The organism is Microbacterium sp. PRF11 (assembly GCF_031844085.1).
Lineage (GTDB): Bacteria > Actinomycetota > Actinomycetes > Actinomycetales > Microbacteriaceae > Microbacterium.
The window spans coordinates 215,582-234,734 of sequence record NZ_JAUZUP010000001.1 but is presented as its reverse complement, the minus strand read 5'-3'; the positions used below and the strand labels follow the sequence as shown (position 1 = coordinate 234,734).

The following is a 19,153-nucleotide window of genomic DNA, read 5'->3' as shown; positions in this document are numbered from 1 at the left end:
GCCGTTTCCGTCGACGCCCCGTCCCGCTTCGTGCGGGGCGGGGCGTTGTCGCGCGTGCGTTCACGGTCGCCCGGCGACGACAGCATCCTTGAGCGGTGCCGGGCCTACGCGCCCCGACTCGCGGAGGGGCAGTTCTTCAGCCACGAGACGGTGTTCGCCCTCCGGGGTCTCAGCACCCCGGAGTGGCCGTACACACCGCGCGTGCACGTGTCGGCGCATCGCCCCGCCCGCGAGCCGCGCACACGCGGCGTCGTCGGTCATCGATTGCAGACGCGGGAGCCGGCCATCGAAGCCGGACCCGACGGGATGCCGATCGAGAACGCCGTACGCGCCTGGCGGCAGTGCGGACGGTTATGGCGTCTCGACGACCTGGTCGCAGGAGCCGACGCGCTCCTGGCAGGGCGGGAGCCGCTCGCAACCGTTGCCGGCCTGGACGCCGAGATCACACGCATGGGTGATGTCCGGAGTGGCATCCTGCGTCGAGCACTCTCGCTGGCACGTCCGGGGGTGAGGTCGCCGCGGGAGACCCTCCTGCGCCTCCTTCTCACACGCCACGGGTTGCCGGAGCCCGACGTCAACATCGACATCTTCACCGGGCGCGGAGAATTCGTCGCGGAGGTCGATCTGGTCTTCGAGAGGTGGCGCGTCGCCGTCGAGTACGACGGGCGGGTCCACGCCGAGAATCCACGGCAGTTCGCTCGCGACGCCGACCGGTGGGCGGCGATCCGCGAAGCGGGGTGGGATCACGTCCGGATCCTCAGTCACCACCTCCGTGCGGACGGCGGTTCGGCGGTATTTCTCGTCCGCGCCGCGCTCATCAGGGCAGGCTGGCGGCCCGGCCACTGACCCTTGTCCCACTTATGGCTGGTTAAAGTCGCCCTAACCAGCCATAAGTGGGACAAGCACCGTCATATGTGGGACACACTGCCCCCGCAGCCACCGCCCCACCACCGAAGCCGAACGCCCCGCCGCGCCAGGCGACGAGGCGTTCTGCAAGCGGCGGGGTTACTCCGCCAGGCCGAGCACGTCAAGCAGCCAGGCGAGCTCGAACGCGCGCTCCCGCCAGGCGTTGTAGCGGCCGCTGACGCCGCCGTGGCCCGCGACCATCTCGCACTTCAACAGCGCGTCGGCGCCCACCTCGCGCAGGCGCGCGACCCATTTGGCGGGTTCGACGTACAGCACGCGGGTGTCGTTGAGCGAGGTGACCGCGAGGATGCGCGGGTACTCGACGCCCTCGCGGACGTTCTCGTACGGCGAGTACGACTTCATGTAGGCGTAGACGTCGGCGTCGTGGAGCGGGTCGCCCCACTCGTCCCACTCGATCACCGTGAGGGGCAGGGAGGGGTCGAGGATCGTGGTCAGCGCGTCGACGAAGGGAACGTCGGCCAGCACCCCGGCGAAGAGCTCGGGGGCGAGGTTGGCGACGGCGCCCATGAGCAGACCTCCGGCGCTCCCGCCCTCGGCGACGATGCGATCGGGGGTGGTGTATCCGGCGTCGACGAGGTGCCGAGCGGCCGCGACGAAGTCGGTGAACGTGTTGCGCTTGGCGAGCAGTTTGCCGTCTTCGTACCACTGGCGGCCCATCTCGCCGCCGCCGCGCACGTGCGCGACGGCGAAGACGACGCCGCGGTCGAGCAGCGACAGGCGCGGCACCGAGAAGCCGGGTTCGATGGAGTGCTCGTAGGAGCCGTAGCCGTACACGTGCACGGGACGGGGCGAGGAGCCCGGCTCGCCGAACGAGCGCTTCCACACCAGCGACACCGGGACCTGCGTGCCGTCGTCGGCGGGGGCCCACACCCGAGCCTGGCCGTAGTCGGCGGGGTCGAATCCGCCGAGCACCGGCTGGCGCTTGCGCAGCAGCAGTTCGCCGGTCTCGACGACGTAGTCGAAGACGGTGCCGGGGGTGACGAACGAGCCGTAGCCGAGGCGCAGCACCGGGGGAGCGTACTCGGGGTTGCCGCCCGTGCCGACGCTGTACAGCGGCTCGTCGAAGGCGATCTCGGTGACCGCGCCGTCGGCGTACGACAACATGCCCAGGCGCGCGAGACCGTCGCGGCGGTAGCCGACCACGCCCCAGTCGCGGAACGTGTCGACGCCCAGCAAGCGGTGGCCGGTGCGGTGCGCGATCACCGTCTCGCGGCGACCCTGGGGATCGGATGCCGACACCCGCACGAGCTCGAAGTCGAGGGCGCCGTCGTTGTGCAGGATGTAGAGCACGTCTTCGCCGTCGACCACGGCGTGCGACGAGGAGTACTCCACGCCCTCGCGACGCGGCCACACCACGCGGGGCTCGCCGCGCAGGTCGTCGGCATCCAGGATCCACTCCTCGCTCGTGATCGAGGAGCCCATCTCGATCACGAGGAAGCGGTCGCTGCGGGTGAAGTCGGCGCCGACCCAGTAGCGGTCGTCGGGCTCGTGGAGGAGCTTCACGTCGTCGGCGACGGGCGTGCCGATCTCGTGCAGCCACACGGTGTCGGGGCGCCACGCGTCGTCGACCGTCGTGTAGACGATGAAGCGCCCGTCGGGCGAGAACGTCGCTCCCGAGAAGGTGCCGGGGATCTCGTCGGGGAGGGTCTCGCCGGTGGTGAGGTCGCGCACGCGCACGGTGTAGCGTTCGTCGCCCGCGACGTCGATGCCGTACAGCATGCGCGTGCCGTCGTTCGTGATCTCGAAGCTGCCGAGCGAGAAGAAGTCGGTGCCCTCGGCCTCGACGTTGCCGTCGAACAGCACCTGCTCGCCGGGGACGGGCCGGTCGGGGGACAGCACGGGCGGGGTCCAGTCGTCGGGGGAGTCGAGCGGGGCGCGGCACTGGATGCCGTACTGCGCGCCGGCGACGGTGCGTCCGTAGTACCACCAGTCGCCGCGGCGGGCGGGTACTGACAGGTCGGTCTCGAGCGTGCGGCCCTTGATCTCGCCGAAGATCTCGTCGCGCAGGGCGCCGAGGTGCGCGGTGCGCTCTCCCGTGTAGGCGTTCTCGGCCTCGAGGTGCGCGATCACCTCGGCGTCGTCCTTGGCCCGCAGCCACTCGTAGGGATCGTCGAAGGTGTCGCCGTGGTGGGTGCGCGGGGCGGGGCGGCGGTCGGCGACGGGCGGGGCGAGCTTCGGGTCGAGATCGGTCACCGTTCCACGCTAGTGCGCCCTCGCCGCATCGGTCCGCGAGAATGCACAGGATGCCGCGCCCCCGACGCCCGCAAGTTTGACCGCTGCTGTCCTCGGTGAAATGATGACGACGCGACCTCGGTGAACGAGTGTCGAACTCCAGGTGAACTCTTCGTTCGTCGCGCCGATCCCGTCGGCATCCCTTCCTCCTTCTCACGGAAAGCGAACGGTGGAGAGCGCAGCCCTCATCATCGTGCTGGTCATCGTGCTGGCACTGTTCTTCGATTTCACCAACGGGTTCCACGACACCGCGAACGCGATGGCCACCCCCATCGCCACGGGTGCGCTGAAGCCGAAGGTCGCCGTCCTGCTGGCCGCGAGCCTGAATCTCGTCGGCGCCTTCCTCTCGACGGAGGTGGCCAAGACCATCTCGGGCGGAATGATCCGCGAAGACCAGTTGAGTCCGGACATCTTCCCGCCGATCATCTTCGCCGGTCTCATCGGCGCGATCACCTGGAACATGCTCACGTGGCTGCTGGGTCTTCCCTCGAGCTCGTCGCACGCCCTCTTCGGCGGCCTGATCGGCGCGACGCTCGTGGGCGTGGGGGCCTCGGCGATCGACACGGGCGTGGTGCTGAGCAAGGTCATCCTCCCGGCGCTCATCGCTCCGCTGACGGCCGGTCTCATCGCGTTCACCGTCACCAAGATCGCCTACGGCGTCACGCGCCGCTACGACATGAAGGCCGACGGCCGCGACGGCTTCCGCTGGGGGCAGATCTTCACCTCGAGCCTCGTCGCCCTGGCGCACGGCACCAACGACGCGCAGAAGACGATGGGCGTCATCACCCTCGCCCTCATCACGGTCGGCTGGCAGTCGTCGGCGAACCCCGACCCGCAGCTCTGGGTCGTCTTCGCGTGCGCGCTCACGATCGCGCTGGGCACGTACATGGGCGGCTGGCGCATCATCCGCACCCTGGGGAAGGGCCTCACCGACGTGAAGCCCGCGCAGGGCTTCTCGGCCGAGACCTCCACGGCGGCGACCATCCTGGCATCCAGCGCCCTGGGCTTCGCCCTCTCGACGACGCAGGTCGCGTCGGGCTCGGTGATCGGCTCGGGCCTCGGTCGTCGCGGATCGACGGTGCGGTGGAACACGGTCGGACGCATCATGATCGGGTGGGTCCTGACCCTCCCCGCCGCCGGTGCCGTGGGTGCCGCCGCGGCGCTCATCGTGGTCTGGCTCGGCGGGTGGGGTGTCGCGGTCGACGCGGTCATCGCGGTCGTCATCATCCTCGGTCTGTTCCTGCGCTCGCGCCGCGACGAGGTCACCTCGGCCAACGCGATGAGCGAGGTCGCCGACTCCGGCGCCGCGGTGAAGGTGCCGCGCAAGCCCGGACCCACGCGTCGTCAGCGCCGCCTCGAGCGCGCCAAGGCCGGGAAGGACGCCTGATGGTCATCGACTGGGAAGCCTTCCTGCACGTCTTCGTCGCGGCCCTGCTGGGCGCGTCGATCGTGGTGACGTTCTACGCGCTGGGCCTGCGTCTGCTCGTGCGCGGCGGTCGTCCGCCGCTGGTCGCTCCGGCGGAGTTCACGGATGCCATCACCGTGCTCACCGACAAGCAGAAGCGCCGGCACGAGAAGGCGGTCGCCAAGGCCGCGAAGAAGAACCCGCTCAGCGAGGGCCAGAAGCGGATCTCGCTCGTGGGCGCCTACGCCTGCTTCGCCGTCTGCGGGGCGGCGGTGCTCGGTGCACTGCTGCTGATCCTGTTCAACCACTGAGTCGCTCGCCCCGGCGATGTCGGGGGTCGCTCGTAGGCTGAGGGCATGGCATCCGTGCAGTTCGGTCAGCACGCGCCCGCGGCGCGCACCATCCTCCACCTCAGCGACACCCACCTGCTGGGCGGCGACCGCCTGCTCGGCGACCGCTACGACACCGCCCGGCATCTGCGCCGCACCCTCGAGGCGGCCGAGGCGACAGGCGTTCGACCGGATGCCGTGGTCTTCACGGGCGATCTCACCGACCTGGGCGAGCCCGAGGCGTATCGCGCCCTCCGAGAGGCCGTCGAGCCGTGGGCGGCGCGCCTCGGCGCCCCGGTGGTGTGGGTCGCCGGCAACCACGACGAGCGTCCCGCCCTGCGCGAGCACCTCCTCGATGCGGCACCGACCGAGGAACCCGTGACGGGGGTCTGGGATCTGGGCGGACTGCGGCTCATCGCCCTGGACTCGACCGTCCCGGGGTGGCACCACGGCGACCTCGACGCCGCACAGCTCGAGTGGCTGCGCGCCGAGCTCGCCGAGCCGGCGCCGCTGGGCACGATCCTGGCGCTGCACCACCCGCCGCTGCCCACGCACATCCCGTTCTTCGACATCCTCGAGCTGCGCGATCAGGCGGGGCTCGCCGCCGCGATCGCGGGAAGCGACGTGCGGGCGATCCTCGCGGGTCATCTGCACTACTCGACCTCGGGCACGTTCGCCGGTGTCCCGGTCAGCGTCGCCTCGGCCTCCTGCTACACGATGGACCTCGCCCGTCCCGCGGATGCGGTGAACGGAATGGATGCCGGTCGCTCCTTCCACCTCGTCCACGTGTGGGACGACACGATCACCCACGCCGTCGTGCCCGTCGTCGACGCCGAGACCTCGGGGATCTTCACTCCCGAGTGGACGGCGCGCATGGCCGCGCTCAGCCCCCAGGAGCGACTCGAGGCCTTCTCCCGCAAACGCGGCTGAGCGACACCGGACGGCAATAGACGCCGCGGACGGTGTCGATCGTGCGACCGGCCGCCGTGTCCAGCGCCCGGGCGGGACCTGCTCGTTAGGCTCGTGGCATCCCTGCTCGCCGTGACACCCACGAGGACTTCCACATGGCTTTGGACGCAATGACGCGCACCCGCACCGAGACCGACTCCCTCGGATCGCTCGAGATCCCCGCCGACGCCTACTGGGGGATCCACACCGCCCGGGCGCAGGAGAACTTCCCGATCGCGAAGCGACCGATCTCGGTCTACCCCGACCTCGTCCGGGGGCTGGCGATGGTCAAGCAGGCCTCGGCCCGCGCCAACCGCGAGATCGGAGTGCTCGACGCGGCCAAGGCCGACCTGATCGATCGGGCCGCACAGCGCGTCATCGACGGGGAATTCCACGACGAGTTCACCGTCGGCGTCATCCAGGGCGGGGCCGGAACCTCGACCAACATGAACGCCAACGAGGTCATCACGAACATCGCGCTCGAGATGGCGGGGCGCGAGAAGGGCGACTACGCCTTCCTCTCGCCAATCGACGACACCAACCGCAGCCAGTCCACGAACGACGTCTATCCGACCGCGATCAAGATCGGCCTCTCGCTCACGCTGCAGAGCCTGCTCGACGAGCTCGCGCTGCTGCGCCGGTCGTTCCTGACGAAGTCCGAGGAGTTCCACGACGTCCTCAAGGTCGGTCGCACCCAGCTCCAGGATGCCGTGCCCATGACGCTCGGTCAGGAGTTCCACGGCTTCGCGACGACGCTCGGTGAGGACTACGACCGCCTGAAGGAGAACGCCTACCTGCTGTTCGAGATCAACATGGGGGCGACGGCGATCGGCACGGGCATCACCGCGCACGCCGGCTACGGCGGAGCGGTGCTGCGGCACCTCCGTCAGATCACCGGTCTCGATCTCGAGACCGCGAGCGACCTCGTGGAGTCCACGAGCGACACGGGCGCGTTCATGTCGTTCTCGTCGTCGCTCAAGCGCAACGCGATCAAGCTGTCGAAGATCTGCAACGACCTCCGCCTGCTCTCCAGCGGCCCGCAGGCGGGTCTCGGCGAGATCAACCTCCCGCCGCGTCAGGCGGGTTCGAGCATCATGCCCGGCAAGGTCAACCCGGTCATCCCGGAGGTCGTCAACCAGGTGGCGTTCTCGGTCGTGGGCGCCGACATGACCGTCACCATGGCGGTCGAGGGCGGACAGCTGCAGCTCAACGCGTTCGAGCCGGTCATCGCGCACTCGATCTTCCAGTCGATCACGTGGATGCGCCAGGCGATGTGGACTCTCCGCGTCAACTGCGTCGACGGCATCACGGCCAACCGCGAGCGCCTCGGCGCGATGGTCGGTTCGTCGGTCGGCGTCGTCACGGCGCTCACGCCGTTCATCGGCTACGCCGCCGCCGCGGCCCTGGCCAAGACCGCGCTGCTGACGCACCGCAACGTCGCCGACCTGGTCGTCGAGGCCGGACTGATGTCGCGCGACGAGGTCATGAAGCAGATCTCGCCCGCTCGACTGTCGGGGCTGCAGGCCGTGACGGCGGCGATCCCGATCGTGCGCGCGGCCGACAGCGTCGTCGAGGACTGACGCGGCAGGGGAGAGCGAAGGGCCGGACGAGACCGTCTCGGCCCTTCGCCGTGCGTACCGGCGGTGCGCCGTGACCGGAGTGGCCCGCCTGGCCGTGGTACGCGCGTATGGGTCGACGGCGAGATGGCCCCGGGGCCACTTCTGTCGCCCCGGGGCCACCTGCGGGCACGTCGGTTCTCGGTGACGAGCACGGAGATCGCCCCGGGGCCACCTGCATCGCCCCGCCGACGCCGCATCGCGGGGCCCGCACGGAGGGCCGGGGCGCCGGCATCCGGGATCGAACCCGGATGCCGCCTCAGTCGAGGATGCGGCAGTGGGTGGTCAGCTCGCCGATGCCGTCGATGCCGACCGTGACGGTCGAGCGGTCGCGCAGGAAGATCTGCGGGTCGCGCGAGTATCCGGCGCCGCCCGGGCTGCCGGTGGAGATGAGGGTTCCGGGCAGGAGCGTCACGGATTCGGACAGCTTGTTGATGAGCGTCGCCACCGAGCGCACCATCTGGCCGGTGCTGGCATCCTGCACCGTGTGTCCGTCGACGACGGTCCAGATGTGCAGGTCCTGCGGGTCGGGGATCTCGTCGGCGGTGACCACGAACGGACCCGTCGGGGTGAAGCCGTCGAACGACTTGCAGCGCGACCACTGCGCTTCCGAGAACTGGATGTTGCGCGCGGTCACGTCGTTGACCACCGTGTAGCCCCACACGTGTCCGAGAGCCTCGTCCTCGGGGATGTCGCGGCCGGGGCGACCGATGATGACGCCGAGCTCGGCCTCGTAGTCGACCGCCTCGCTCAGCGAGCGCGGCCATGACGTCGTCTCGCCGTGCGCGGTGAGCGAGTTCGGCCACAGCACGAATACGGTGGGACCGGCGTCGGTCTTCAGACCCAGCTCGCCGGAGTGCGCGGCGTAGTTGAGCCCGACGGCCAGGATCGAGGGGGGAGCGAGCACCGCCGATGCGTACCGGATGCCGGCCAGCGGATGCCGCGGAGCAGCCGTCACCGCGTCACGGACGCGCGCGAGGAGCTCGTCTCCACCCGCGATGAGCTGCTCGAGGGTGCGCGGTGCGCCGTCGAAGAGCTCATCGACGAACGAGAACTCCTCGCCGTGGACGCTGACGAGACGGGGGGCGTCGGCCCCCTCCTGTGAACGGACGTGGGCGAAACGCATGCCTCCACGCTACCGGGCCGGGCCGGGCGGGACGCCCGCAACCCCCGGATGACGGGTGCGAGCGCGCCCCTAGGCTGAGCGCATGAGCACCCCTTCGCCGTTGTCGCGGCCCGACTCGGCCGAGCCTCCGCGCATCGAGACCGCGCCCCGGGCCGCCGTCTCGGCCGCCCCGCCCCGCTCGCGTCGCGGCGGTGTTGCCCTGTGGATCGTGGCCGTGCTGCTCGTGCCGCTCCTGGCGCTGCTCGTGCGTTACTTCACCGGGTTCCTGGGCACCGCGGCGTCGTTCATCGGTCTGCTGCTCGCCGCGATCCCCTTCGTGATCGTCTGGTTCGCGGTGCGATACATCGACCGCTGGGAACCGGAGCCGCGACGCCTGCTGGTCTTCGCGGTGGCGTGGGGGGCGATTGCCTCCGTCGTGATCGCCCTCGGCGTCGACCTGCTGGTCACCGTCGTCACCGGCGGTCTCGCCCCGGCCTTCGGGTCGGTCGTGCAGGCACCGATCGTCGAGGAGATAGCCAAGGGCCTCGGCGTGCTGCTGCTCTTCGCCTTCGCGCGCCGCGCGTTCGACGGTCCCGTCGACGGCATCGTCTACGGCGCGCTCATCGGCGCCGGCTTCGCCCTCACCGAGAACGTCCAGTACTTCGCCATCAGTTATCTCGAGGGCGGCCCCGCGCAGGTCGCGAGCACGTTCTTCCTCCGCGCCGTGCTGTCGCCCTTCGCGCACGTGATGTTCACCAGCCTCACCGGCTTCGCGTTCGGCCTGGCGGCTCGACGGGGGCTGCGCACCTCCGCCGCCCTGTCTTACGGCATCCCCGGGGTCATCGGCGCGATCGTGCTGCACGGGCTGTGGAACGGCTCGGCGACCTTTTTCGACTTCTTCGAGCTGTATGCGGCGCTCCAGGTGCCGCTGTTCGTGCTGTTCATCCTCGGCATCCTGGCCCTGCGCCGGGAGGAGTCGCGGCTCACGCGGGCGCGCCTGGGCGAGTACGCCGCGGCCGGGTGGTTCACGCCGCAGGAGGTCGACATGCTCGCCACGCCGCCGGGCCGCAGGTCGGCGATGGCGTGGGCGCGTACGCTGCCGGGCGACCGCTCGGGGGTGATGAAGGGTTTCATCACGGATGCCACGGCCCTCGCCGCCGCTCGTCAGCGCTCGCTGTCGGGGCGCGACCCGTACGCGCCGACGACCGAGCGCTACCTGCTCGAGCGCACGACGGCGGCGCGCGCGGCACTGCTGCGTCCCTGAGGGGTCTTGACACCGCCGCAGGGTGGGAGCACCATCGGGGTAGGCCAACTCAGCGCCCGGTCGACACGCAGGCATCGCCGCGGCACCGGGCGCTGAGTCTTTCCACCGGTGTCTGTCCAGGGGCTTCGCCGGAGCGCTGGGCGTGCTTGGATGGACGCATGACTGATCGCACCAAGCCGGAGTTCGACGCTCCCAGCGGCCCCGCCCCCTCCGACCTCGTCATCCGCGACATCATCGTCGGCGACGGCGACGAGGCCAAGCCCGGCGACACCGTCACCGTGCACTACGCCGGAGTCGAGTACGAGTCGGGCGAGGAGTTCGACTCCTCGTGGGGCCGTGGCGAGAGCATCCAGTTCCCCCTCCGCGGCCTGATCCAGGGCTGGCAGGACGGCATCCCGGGCATGAAGGTCGGCGGACGCCGCGAGCTCGTGATCCCGCCGCACCTGGCCTACGGTCCCGCCGGCGGGCACTTCCTGGGCGGCAAGACGCTCATCTTCATCATCGACCTGCTGAAGGTCGGCTGATCGGGCGATCTTCACCGAACATTCACGAACCCGAGGGGGCCGCGGCTCGCTCGGGTTCGTCGTTTTCCTCGATCGTGGAATACATTCGTATGAATGGGAGTTGGCCCCAGGCAGGACGCCGACACGGCTCCCCAGACCTTTAGGAGTGACATGACCGACACCACCGCCCTCGACATCCCCGGCTACAAGGCGGGCACCTGGGTCCTCGACCCCGCCCACAGCGAGGTCACCTTCTCGGTGCGCCACATGATGATCTCGAAGGTCCGCGGCACCTTCGGCATGAAGAGCGCCACGATCGTCGCCCCCGAGAACCCGCTCGAGGCCACCGTCGAGGCCTCCGTCGACGTCACCTCGGTCGACACCAAGGACGAGGGTCGCGACCAGCACCTGCGCTCCGCCGAGTTCTTCGACGTCGAGACCTACCCGACGATGGACTTCCGCTCCACCGGCGTTCGCCTCGAGGACGGCGACTTCCTCGTCGACGGCGACCTGACCATCCACGGCATCACCAAGCCCGCGACGTTCGCGCTCGACTTCGGCGGCTTCGGCACCGACCCGTGGGGCAACTACAAGGCCGGCGCGACCGCCAAGACGGTCGTCAACCGCGAGGACTTCGGCCTCACCTGGAACGCCGCCCTCGAGACCGGCGGCGTGCTCGTCGGCAAGGACGTCACCATCGAGCTCGACCTGCAGCTCGCGCTCCAGGCGTGATCATCGCGAAGGCCCCGGGTGCTCGGCATCCGGGGCCTTCGTCGTCCCCGCGGACCGGGTTCAGGCGAGGATGCGACGGGGCAGGCGGATCCGCTGCTGCACCAGCAGGATGCCCAGGAACACCACCGCGGCGCCGACCGGCTCGTTCCAGCTGATGCGCTCACCCAGGACCAGGATGCCGAGACCGACCCCCACGACCGGCGTGATGTAGGTCACGGTCGAGGCGCGCGTCGGACCCCAGGCGCGCAGGGTGTTCTGGTTCCACACGTACGCGACGCCCGTGCCGAGGACGCCCAGGGCCACGATGCTCCCGACGACCGGGAGGGTCAGCCGCATCGGCTCGGCGAGGATGACGGGCGAGAGCAGGAGCATGAACGCCGCCGCCGGTCCGATGTAGCCGAACGCGAAGGCGATGCCGCTCAGCCCGCTGTCGCCGAGGAACCGCCGCATGTACGCCAGGCTCACGCCGTAGCAGGCGGTCGCACCGAGCAGAGCGAGCTGCGCGACCGTGCTGTCGCCGACCTCGCCCACCGCCCCGGGGGCGATGATCACGACCACGCCCACGATGCCGACCCCGATCCCGATCAGCTGCCCGAGGCGCAGGCTCTCGACGCGGAACACCGCCCACGCCATGATCGCGGTCATGATCGGCGTGGTCGCGTTGAAGATGCTCGCCAGGCCCGACGACACGTGCTGCTCCGCCCACGCGAACAGCAGGAACGGCACGACGCAGAACGTCATCGCCAGAACGCACAGGTGCCCCCACGTGCGCAGCCCGCGGGGGAGCCGCTCGCGCCGGATCGCCACGATCGCGGCCAGCGCCAGAGCGCCGAACAGCAGGCGTCCGCCCGCGACCTGCGCCGGGGTCATGCCGGTCAGGGCCACCGCGATGAAGAGGAAGCTCGACCCCCACACGATTCCGGTGAGCACGAACTGAACGGCGACCGAGACGGGGGAGGGAGCGGGGGAGGATGCCACGATTTCGACCATACGACCGGTGACCGCCCGCGCGGGGGTCGAGCGGATGCGACGTCCGGAATCCGCCGACGGTCGGCAGGTTCCGCGCGAACGAGCCGGGTCAGGGCTTCGGGTCGAGGGCGTCGTAGGCGCGGAAGCGCGGCGAGAAGCGCACCAGCGTGCCCACGAGTCCCAGGATCAGGATGCCGCCGAACAGCGGCGGGACCCACAGGGCAGCGAGGGTCGCGAGAGTGCCGGCGTAGAGTGCGCCCACGCGAGGACCGCCGGCGACCACGACGATGAAGATTCCCTGGAGACGCCCGCGCATGGCATCCGGGACCGCCGCTTGCATCATGGTCGAGCGGTAGATCGCGCTGACGTTGTCGGCCGCGCCCGAGACGGCCAGGGTGAGGGCCGCGAGGGCGATGAGCGCCACCGCGGCGTGCGTCTCGTCGACGAGCGCGGGGCGCAGCCACCCCAGGCTCGCGGCGAGCAGCACCAGGCCGAAGAGCCCGATCGACAGACCGTAGACCTGTATCGCGCGCTCGATGCCGAGCCCCTGGCGTCGTACGCGACCGATCGGGCCGGAGAACAGGCTCGAGAGGAAGGCGCCCGCCGCGACGGCGGCGGTGAGGACGCCCGTAGTGATCGCGCCGCCCCCGAGCAGGACCGCGCCGAGGGCGGGGAACAGTGCGACCGGCTGCCCGAAGGCCATCGCGATGATGTCGAGGATGTACTGCAGGCGGATGTTCGGGGCGCGGCGGAGGAAGCGGACTCCGTCACGGAAGGACTCCAGCCCCGGGCGCACGATCTCGCCCTCGGGGCGGAGCTTCGGCAGCGACCACAGGCCGAGGAACAGCGAGGTCATGAGTACGACGTCGAGCGAGTACGTCCACGCGTACCCGGCGACCGCCACCAGGACCCCCGCGAGGGCGGGTCCGGCCATGACCATGATCCCGACGGTCACGCCCTGCAGCGCCGCCGCGGCCGGCAGCAGGTCGCGCGGGATCAACCTCGGGGTGATCGCCGACTTCGTGGCCATGACGATCGAGTTCGCCGCCGAGTTGACCACGCTGAGCACGAACAGCCAGCCCACGGTCTCGAGGCCCGTCCAGGCGAGGATCGCCAGCAGCGCGGTGGAGGCGAAGGTGACCACCGCGGCGAGCAGGGCCACCGTGCGCCGGTCGAACGCGTCGGCGAGCATGCCGCCGTACAGCCCCGCGACGATCATGGGCAGCAGCCCTGCGACGGCGATCATCGACACCGCGAAGGTGCTCTGCGTCAGCTCGAACACGTGCAGCATGACCGCGACGACCGTCAGCTGCCCGCCGAGGCCCGCGAGCGTCGACCCGATCCACAGCCGCGCGAAGGCGGGGGAGGTGGTGAGGGGGCGCAGGTCGATGAACGCTCCGCGCGCGCCTCGACGCGGGGGCGCGGCGGGATCGGTCTGACTCACGGCTCGAGGCTACGCCAGGCCTCCGACACCGGGCGTCGCGGACGGGTGCGGTCGCGGCATCCGGATGCTGGTAGACTCATGCGGTTGCCGTTCGATCGGCCGCGGATAAAGAGAGCTCGCACATCGTGTGTCGGGCGCCGCGCAATGAGAAGGAAGGGGATCCCATCTATGGCACTCGAAGCAGACGTCAAGAAGGCGATCATCGAAGAGTACGCGACGCACCCCGGTGACACCGGATCCCCCGAGGTGCAGGTCGCGATGATGACGCAGCGCATCAAAGACCTGACCGAGCACCTCAAGATCCACAAGCACGACCACCACTCGCGCCGTGGACTCTTCCTGCTCGTCGGTCAGCGCCGTCGCCTGCTGGGTTACCTGCAGGACGTCGACATCAACCGTTACCGCTCGCTCATCGAGCGTCTCGGTCTGCGTCGCTAATCGCACCAGCGTTCTATCGCGCAAAACATTCTTGGAAGGCCGCCCCACGGTGTGGGGCGGCCTTCGGCGTTCCCGGATGCCCTGGCCCCGTGGCATCCGCTCTGCCTCCGCGGGACCGTGGCGGTGTCCCCTCCGCGGGACCGTGGCGGTGTCCCCTCCGCGGGACCGTGGCGGTGTCCCCTCCGCGGGACCGCGGCGGGTTTCCTTCCGCGATAAACGCCGCCCCGAGTGAGACACGCGCTGACAGGGCGTGTTTCACTCGACGCGGCGTTTATCGGCGGACCCTCGCGGGCAGGTAGGCGGGCGTGCGGCCGCAGACGCGACCGGCGCGCGACCGTCGGCGACTCAGGATGCCGTGCGGGCGGCGAGCAGGTCGGAATGCCAGCGCTCGGCCACGTCGGGGTGGGCGCGCAGACGCGACTTGAGGGCGTTCTCGCCGTAGGTGGCGTGAATGGGGTTCGTCGGGTCGTCCTCGACGCCGCAGGCCTCGGCGGCGAGCTCCGCCGGCAGCTCGATGATGGGCAGTCGTGCGTCCAGGGCGGGGTTGAAGAAGAACGGCACCGAGATGCGCTCGTCGGGGAAGCGCGGCGAGATCACGCGGTGGTTCGTCGCCCGCAGGTAGCCCTGGGTGGCGTACTCGAGCAGTTCGCCGATGTTGACCACGAAGGCGCCGGACACCGGGGGAGCGTCGACCCACTCGCCGTCGCGCTCGACCTGGAGTCCGCCCTTGCCGGGCTCCACCCACAGCAGCGTCAGGACGCCGGAGTCCTTGTGGGCGCCGACGCCCTGCTGCGGGGTGGGGTCGTCCTTGCCGGGGTAGCGAACGATTTTGATGAGGGTCTGCGGGTCTCCGAAGTGCCGGTCGAAGTACTGCTCCTCGGCGCCGAGGGCGAGCGCCCACGCGCGCAGCAGTTTGCGCGCGACGCCGGTGAGGTGGTCGTGCCACTCGGTGACGACGTCCTTCAGCTCGGGTTGTGCCGCGGGCCAGAGGTTCGGGCCGATCAGGCGGTTGTACCCCGGTCCCTCGCGGTCGTCGATCGCGTCGCGCTCGGGTCCGATGTCGATCTGCTCGCGCCAGTCGACGCGTCCCTGCGTGCGCTCGCCGCCGACGCGCGTGTAGCCACGGAAGTGCGGGCTCGTCACGTTCTCGATCGAGAGCTTCTCGGCCTCGGGGAGCGCGAAGAAGTCCTTCGCGACCTTCAGGAGGTTCGCCTCGAGCTCGGCGCTGACGCCGGTCCCGGTCAGGTAGAAGAACCCGACGTCGTGCGTCGCGGCACGCAGCTCGTCGCGGAAGCGGGCGGCGGCATCCGGGCCCTGGTCGAGGAGCGAGAGGTCGAGGACGGGGAGATTCAGGTCGGACATGCGTCGAGGCTAGATCGCCCTCGTCGAGTGGCGCCCGAATGTTGCCGACGGTTACCGCGGGAGTGATGCGGACTCCGAGGCGACACAAAGGTGCGCGCAGCGGCGAGAATGCGTAATCTGTCCTGGTCAGGTGAGGCTGCCCTTACCTGATCCGCAGTGTCGCGGCATCCTCCGTCGTTCGAAAGTCGGTCACGCCCGTGCTCGCCACCTTCCTCATCGGCCTCCGTGAAGGCCTCGAAGCCGCCCTCGTGGTCGGCATCCTCGTCGCCTACCTCACCCGTCTCGACCGGCGCGACGCCCTCCCGCGCCTCTGGGCGGGCGTCGGACTCGCCGTCGCCCTCGCCCTCGCCATCGGCGCGGTGTTCACCTTCGGCGCTTACATGCTGACGTTCGAGGCGCAGGAGCTGCTCGGGGGCGGCCTGTCGCTGCTGGCCGTGGCGATGGTCACCTGGATGATCTTCTGGATGCAGCGTGCCGGCCGAACGCTCAAGGCCGGCCTCGAGGGCGGCGTCGACAAGGCGCTCCGCGGCGGCGTGTGGGCGCTGGTCGCGATCGGCTTCGTCTCGGTCGCTCGCGAGGGTGTCGAGACGACGCTGCTGCTGTGGTCGATGGTGCAGTCGTTCGGCGACGCCCCGCTCGCTCTTCTCGGAGCGCTGCTCGGTCTCGCCGCGGCGGTCGTGCTCGGTTGGCTGATCGCCCGCGGCATGCTCCGCCTCGATCTCTCGCGCTTCTTCACCTGGACGGGCGGATTCCTCGTCGTCGTCGCGGCGGGGGTGCTCGCCTACGCCTTCCACGATCTGCAGGAGGCCGGTGCGCTGCCCGGTCCCTTCGGCGCAGGAGCCCCGCTCGACCCGGCGACGGGTCTCGTCGCCACCGGCTGGGCGGGCTTCCCCTTCGGCTGGGCGTTCGACGTCTCCGGCGTCATCGCCCCGGGCGGTCCGCTCGCCGCGCTGCTGCAGGCCACCGTCGGCTTCATGCCGCAGATGACGTGGCTCCAGGTGCTGGCGTGGATCGCCTACGTCGCGGTCGTCGTCCCGCTCTTCGTGCGGGGTGTCCGTGCCAACCGGCGTTCGCGTCGGGTCGCGGGTTCGGCTCCGGCCTCGACCCCCGACCCTGTCACCGCCACCTCGTAGACCCCCGGCGCCGCTCGCGTGCCCGACGCCACGGCATCCATCCCTTCCGAACGGAGCATCATGAACCCGACTCGCCTCCTCGCGGCCACGGCCGTGGCCGGCGCGGCCGCCCTCGTCCTGTCCGGTTGCGTCGCGAAGTCCGACGCCGCCGCCTCCGGTGCCCTTACGGTCACCTCGACCGACGACGGCTGCGCGGTGTCGTCCGCCAGCGCGCCGAGCGGCACGGTCGCTTTCGACGTCACCAACCAGAGCGACCAGGTCACGGAGTTCTACCTGCTGGCATCCGATGGTCTGCGCATCGTCGGCGAGGTCGAGAACATCGCCCCCGGCGCCTCGCGCAACCTCACGGTCGTCGCCCAGCCCGGCGAGTACTTCACGCTCTGCAAGCCCGGCATGGTCGGCGACGGCGTGGGCCGGGCGAGCTTCTCGGTCACCGGAGAAGCGGTCGCCGTCACCGGGGCGGATGCCGAGCAGAAGCAGCAGGCCGTCGACCTCTACGCCGCGTTCGTCAAGGATCAAGTGGGCCAGCTCATCCCCGCGGTGCAGACCTTCGCCGCCGCGTACGAGTCGGGCGACGACGCCGCGGCGCGCGAGCAGTTCCCGCGCGTGCGCGCGTTCTACGAGCGCATCGAGCCGATCGCCGAGGCGCTCGGCGACCTCGACCCGCGCATCGACTACCGCGAGGTCGACGCGGTCGCCGAGGGTCTGGACTGGACCGGGTTCCACCGCATCGAGAAAGACCTGTGGGTCCCCGCGCAGGACGCGCTCAACGCCGACGGCGAGACGCCGGCCTGGGAGAACTGGGCGCCGTCGACCCCGGCCGAGCGTGCGACGTACGGCGACAAGCTCATCGCCGACACGCAGGAGCTCTATGACTACGTGCACTCCGACGCGTTCACCGAGGCGCTGACCACGCAAGGTGTCGCGGGTATCTCGAACGGCGCGATCGCCCTGCTCGACGAGGTCGCCACCGGCAAGATCAGCGGTGAGGAGGACTGGTGGTCGGGCACCGACCTCAACGACTTCGCCGCCAACGTCGAGGGTTCCAAGATGGCGTTCTCGCTCGTGCGCGACTTCGCCGACTCGAAGGGCGACAAGGGCACCGCGCTGGTCTCGCGCATCGACGGCGGCTACGCCGACCTCGAGGCGGCGCTGGCGACCTACGGCTCGCTCGACGCCGGCTTCGTCCCGTACGGCCAGATCACCGAGGCCGACAAGCGTCGGCTGACCGACCTCATCAACGCCCTCGCCGAGCCGCTGTCGCAGCTCACGGTGACGATCCTGGAGTGAGCGTGACCGAGCAGGAGGAGCAGACTCCGCAGGCGGGCCTCTCGCGTCGCGGACTGATGGGCCTCGCGCTCGGCGCGGGGGCCACGGGCCTCGTCGTGGGCGCCGGCGCGGGTCTGGTCGGGGGACAGGCGTACGCCCTCGAGCAACAGAAGACGGCGAGGGATGCCGCGGCCCCGGCGAGCGGCATCCATCAGCCCGGCATCACGACGCCCGTGCAGGAGCACCTGCACTTCGCGGCGTACGACATGATGGCGCGCACCACCCGCGATGACCTCGCCGAACTGCTGGCGGATTGGACGTACGCCGCCACCCGCATGATGCAGGGGCTCGAGGTCACCGCCACCGGCGCCGTCGGCGGCTCGCCCGAGGCGCCGCCGGACGACACGGGCGAGGCGCTGGGGCTTCCGGCGAGCAACCTGACCATCACCTTCGGCTTCGGTCCCTCGCTGTTCGACGCGCGCTTCGGGCTCGAGGGACAGCGGCCCGACGGGCTCGAGCGGCTCCCCGCGTTCCTCGGCGACGACCTCGACCCGCTGCGCTCGGACGGCGACCTCTGCATCCAGGCGTGCGCCGACGACCCGCAGGTGGCGGTCCACGCGATCCGCAACCTCAGTCGGATCGCGTTCGGACGGGCCACGATCCGCTGGTCGCAGCTCGGTTTCGGCCGCACCTCCAAGACCACGTCGGACCAGTCGACTCCGCGCAACCTCTTCGGCTTCAAGGACGGAACGGCCAACATCCTCGCCGACGACACGGCCGCCCTCGACGAGAACGTGTGGGTCTCGGCATCCGAGGGTCCGGCGTGGCTGGCGGGCGGGTCGTATCTCGTCGCGCGGCGCATCTCGATGCTCATCGAGACGTGGGACCGCACGCGACTCGCCGAGCAGGATCGCGTGATCGGACGCGACAAGGCGCGGGGCGCCCCGCTGTCGGGCGGCGACGAGTTCACGGCGCCCGACTTCGCCGCCACCGGATCGACGGGAGCTCCCGCCATCGACCCGCGCAGCCACGTGCGGCTCGCCCACCCCGACATGAATGGCGGCATCCGGCTCCTTCGCCGCGGCTACAACTTCGTCGACGGGACCACCGACCTCGGGCGGCTGAACGCCGGACTGTTCTTCCTGTCGTTCCAGAAGAGCCCGCAGCGCTACATCACGGTGCAGAGAGCGCTGTCGACGGATGCCATGAACGAGTACGTGCGTCACGTCGGCTCAGGGCTCTGGGCCGTGCCTCCCGCTCCGGCTGCCGGGGTGTCGGTGGGGGCCGGACTGCTCGGCGCGTAGCGCGTTCCGGTCTCCGTTGCCGGGCGGGTGCGCCGCCGCGACGCGCTGGGTGGCCGTGCGCGAGATCACACGATCCGTACGAGATCACGCGTTCGGTGGGTGACGGGACGCGTGATCTCGGACCGGGCGTGTGATCTGGCGGGCGCTCGGGCGGATGCCGCGGCGCGGGCGCG

Annotated in this window: 17 protein-coding genes; 12 read left to right on the top strand and 5 right to left on the bottom strand. The window is 70.4% G+C overall.

The window, feature by feature from the left end; translation table 11 throughout:
• Positions 1–54: 54 nt before the first annotated feature.
• On the top strand, positions 55–846 hold the full coding sequence (locus tag Q9R20_RS01195; protein ID WP_311247627.1) for a hypothetical protein: 792 nt from the start codon (positions 55–57) through the stop codon (positions 844–846).
• Positions 847–1,005: 159 nt separating this feature from the next.
• On the opposite strand, the gene Q9R20_RS01190 is transcribed toward Q9R20_RS01195, so the two are convergent.
• Positions 1,006–3,120 carry a S9 family peptidase gene (locus Q9R20_RS01190; RefSeq protein ID WP_311247626.1) on the bottom strand — a complete coding sequence of 705 codons (2,115 nt, stop codon included), beginning with the start codon at positions 3,118–3,120 and terminating at the stop codon, positions 1,006–1,008.
• A 208-nt stretch (positions 3,121–3,328) separates the two neighbouring features.
• Between Q9R20_RS01190 and Q9R20_RS01185 the strand changes: the two genes are divergently transcribed.
• The 4 genes from Q9R20_RS01185 to Q9R20_RS01170 all read left to right on the top strand — a co-directional run bounded on the left by Q9R20_RS01185 (position 3,329) and on the right by Q9R20_RS01170 (position 7,421).
• Entirely contained in the window at positions 3,329–4,546 is a 1,218-nt protein-coding gene (locus tag Q9R20_RS01185) for an inorganic phosphate transporter (RefSeq protein ID WP_311247625.1), read from the top strand.
• A complete protein-coding gene (locus tag Q9R20_RS01180) occupies positions 4,546–4,875 on the top strand; it encodes a peptidase (protein ID WP_311247624.1) in 330 nt (109 codons plus the stop codon). The genes Q9R20_RS01185 and Q9R20_RS01180 overlap by 1 nt, the downstream gene beginning before the upstream one ends.
• Before the next feature lie 45 nt (positions 4,876–4,920).
• Positions 4,921–5,823, top strand: coding sequence for a phosphodiesterase (locus tag Q9R20_RS01175; protein ID WP_311247623.1), 903 nt, complete (start codon positions 4,921–4,923; stop codon positions 5,821–5,823).
• A 134-nt stretch (positions 5,824–5,957) separates the two neighbouring features.
• Positions 5,958–7,421 (top strand): aspartate ammonia-lyase, encoded by a 1,464-nt coding sequence (locus tag Q9R20_RS01170; protein WP_295839525.1) that lies wholly within the window; start codon positions 5,958–5,960, stop codon positions 7,419–7,421.
• Positions 7,422–7,716: 295 nt separating this feature from the next.
• On the opposite strand, the gene Q9R20_RS01165 is transcribed toward Q9R20_RS01170, so the two are convergent.
• Positions 7,717–8,583 carry a fumarylacetoacetate hydrolase family protein gene (locus Q9R20_RS01165; protein ID WP_311247622.1) on the bottom strand — a complete coding sequence of 289 codons (867 nt, stop codon included), beginning with the start codon at positions 8,581–8,583 and terminating at the stop codon, positions 7,717–7,719.
• An 82-nt stretch (positions 8,584–8,665) separates the two neighbouring features.
• On the opposite strand from Q9R20_RS01165, the gene Q9R20_RS01160 reads away from it, so the two are divergent.
• From Q9R20_RS01160 to Q9R20_RS01150, 3 genes are all read left to right on the top strand, one after another.
• Positions 8,666–9,826, top strand: a complete 1,161-nt coding sequence (locus tag Q9R20_RS01160; protein ID WP_311247621.1) for a PrsW family intramembrane metalloprotease — start codon at positions 8,666–8,668, stop codon at positions 9,824–9,826.
• A gap of 158 nt (positions 9,827–9,984) precedes the next feature.
• Positions 9,985–10,350: an FKBP-type peptidyl-prolyl cis-trans isomerase gene (locus tag Q9R20_RS01155; protein ID WP_013583439.1), complete on the top strand. Its 366-nt coding sequence runs from the start codon at positions 9,985–9,987 to the stop codon at positions 10,348–10,350.
• 150 nt (positions 10,351–10,500) lie between these two features.
• Complete coding sequence (locus Q9R20_RS01150; RefSeq protein WP_311247620.1) at positions 10,501–11,061, top strand: YceI family protein; 561 nt, start codon at positions 10,501–10,503, stop codon at positions 11,059–11,061.
• 60 nt (positions 11,062–11,121) lie between these two features.
• On the opposite strand, the gene Q9R20_RS01145 is transcribed toward Q9R20_RS01150, so the two are convergent.
• Positions 11,122–12,039, bottom strand: coding sequence for a DMT family transporter (locus Q9R20_RS01145; protein WP_311247619.1), 918 nt, complete (start codon positions 12,037–12,039; stop codon positions 11,122–11,124).
• A gap of 100 nt (positions 12,040–12,139) precedes the next feature.
• Positions 12,140–13,474 (bottom strand): MFS transporter, encoded by a 1,335-nt coding sequence (locus tag Q9R20_RS01140; RefSeq protein WP_311247618.1) that lies wholly within the window; start codon positions 13,472–13,474, stop codon positions 12,140–12,142.
• Positions 13,475–13,642: 168 nt separating this feature from the next.
• Here Q9R20_RS01140 and rpsO point away from each other — a divergent pair, with 168 nt between their 5' ends.
• Positions 13,643–13,912: a 30S ribosomal protein S15 gene (gene rpsO, locus Q9R20_RS01135; RefSeq protein WP_013583433.1), complete on the top strand. Its 270-nt coding sequence runs from the start codon at positions 13,643–13,645 to the stop codon at positions 13,910–13,912.
• A 345-nt stretch (positions 13,913–14,257) separates the two neighbouring features.
• Here the strand turns inward: rpsO and Q9R20_RS01130 are convergent, their stop codons facing one another.
• Entirely contained in the window at positions 14,258–15,274 is a 1,017-nt protein-coding gene (locus Q9R20_RS01130; RefSeq protein WP_311247617.1) for a 2-oxoglutarate and iron-dependent oxygenase domain-containing protein, read from the bottom strand.
• Positions 15,275–15,471: 197 nt separating this feature from the next.
• Between Q9R20_RS01130 and efeU the strand changes: the two genes are divergently transcribed.
• The 3 genes from efeU to efeB are packed head-to-tail and all read left to right on the top strand — an operon-like array spanning position 15,472 to position 18,980.
• Entirely contained in the window at positions 15,472–16,407 is a 936-nt protein-coding gene (gene efeU, locus Q9R20_RS01125) for an iron uptake transporter permease EfeU (protein WP_311247616.1), read from the top strand.
• A gap of 60 nt (positions 16,408–16,467) precedes the next feature.
• On the top strand, positions 16,468–17,697 hold the full coding sequence (gene efeO / locus Q9R20_RS01120; RefSeq protein ID WP_311247615.1) for an iron uptake system protein EfeO: 1,230 nt from the start codon (positions 16,468–16,470) through the stop codon (positions 17,695–17,697).
• A complete protein-coding gene (efeB, locus tag Q9R20_RS01115; protein ID WP_311247614.1) occupies positions 17,694–18,980 on the top strand; it encodes an iron uptake transporter deferrochelatase/peroxidase subunit in 1,287 nt (428 codons plus the stop codon). The genes efeO and efeB overlap by 4 nt, the downstream gene beginning before the upstream one ends.
• Positions 18,981–19,153: the final 173 nt, after the last annotated feature.

Bases quoted from the DNA above. Each gene is read 5' to 3' on its own strand.
- Q9R20_RS01180 (WP_311247624.1), top strand. From the start codon at position 4,546: ATGGTCATCGACTGGGAAGCCTTCCTGCACGTCTTCGTCGCGGCCCTG.
- Q9R20_RS01175 (WP_311247623.1), top strand. From the start codon at position 4,921: ATGGCATCCGTGCAGTTCGGTCAGCACGCGCCCGCGGCGCGCACCATC.
- Q9R20_RS01170 (WP_295839525.1), top strand. From the start codon at position 5,958: ATGGCTTTGGACGCAATGACGCGCACCCGCACCGAGACCGACTCCCTC.
- Q9R20_RS01165 (WP_311247622.1), bottom strand. From the start codon at position 8,583: ATGCGTTTCGCCCACGTCCGTTCACAGGAGGGGGCCGACGCCCCCCGT.
- Q9R20_RS01160 (WP_311247621.1), top strand. From the start codon at position 8,666: ATGAGCACCCCTTCGCCGTTGTCGCGGCCCGACTCGGCCGAGCCTCCG.
- Q9R20_RS01155 (WP_013583439.1), top strand. From the start codon at position 9,985: ATGACTGATCGCACCAAGCCGGAGTTCGACGCTCCCAGCGGCCCCGCC.
- Q9R20_RS01150 (WP_311247620.1), top strand. From the start codon at position 10,501: ATGACCGACACCACCGCCCTCGACATCCCCGGCTACAAGGCGGGCACC.
- rpsO (WP_013583433.1), top strand. From the start codon at position 13,643: ATGGCACTCGAAGCAGACGTCAAGAAGGCGATCATCGAAGAGTACGCG.
- Q9R20_RS01130 (WP_311247617.1), bottom strand. From the start codon at position 15,274: ATGTCCGACCTGAATCTCCCCGTCCTCGACCTCTCGCTCCTCGACCAG.
- efeO (WP_311247615.1), top strand. From the start codon at position 16,468: ATGAACCCGACTCGCCTCCTCGCGGCCACGGCCGTGGCCGGCGCGGCC.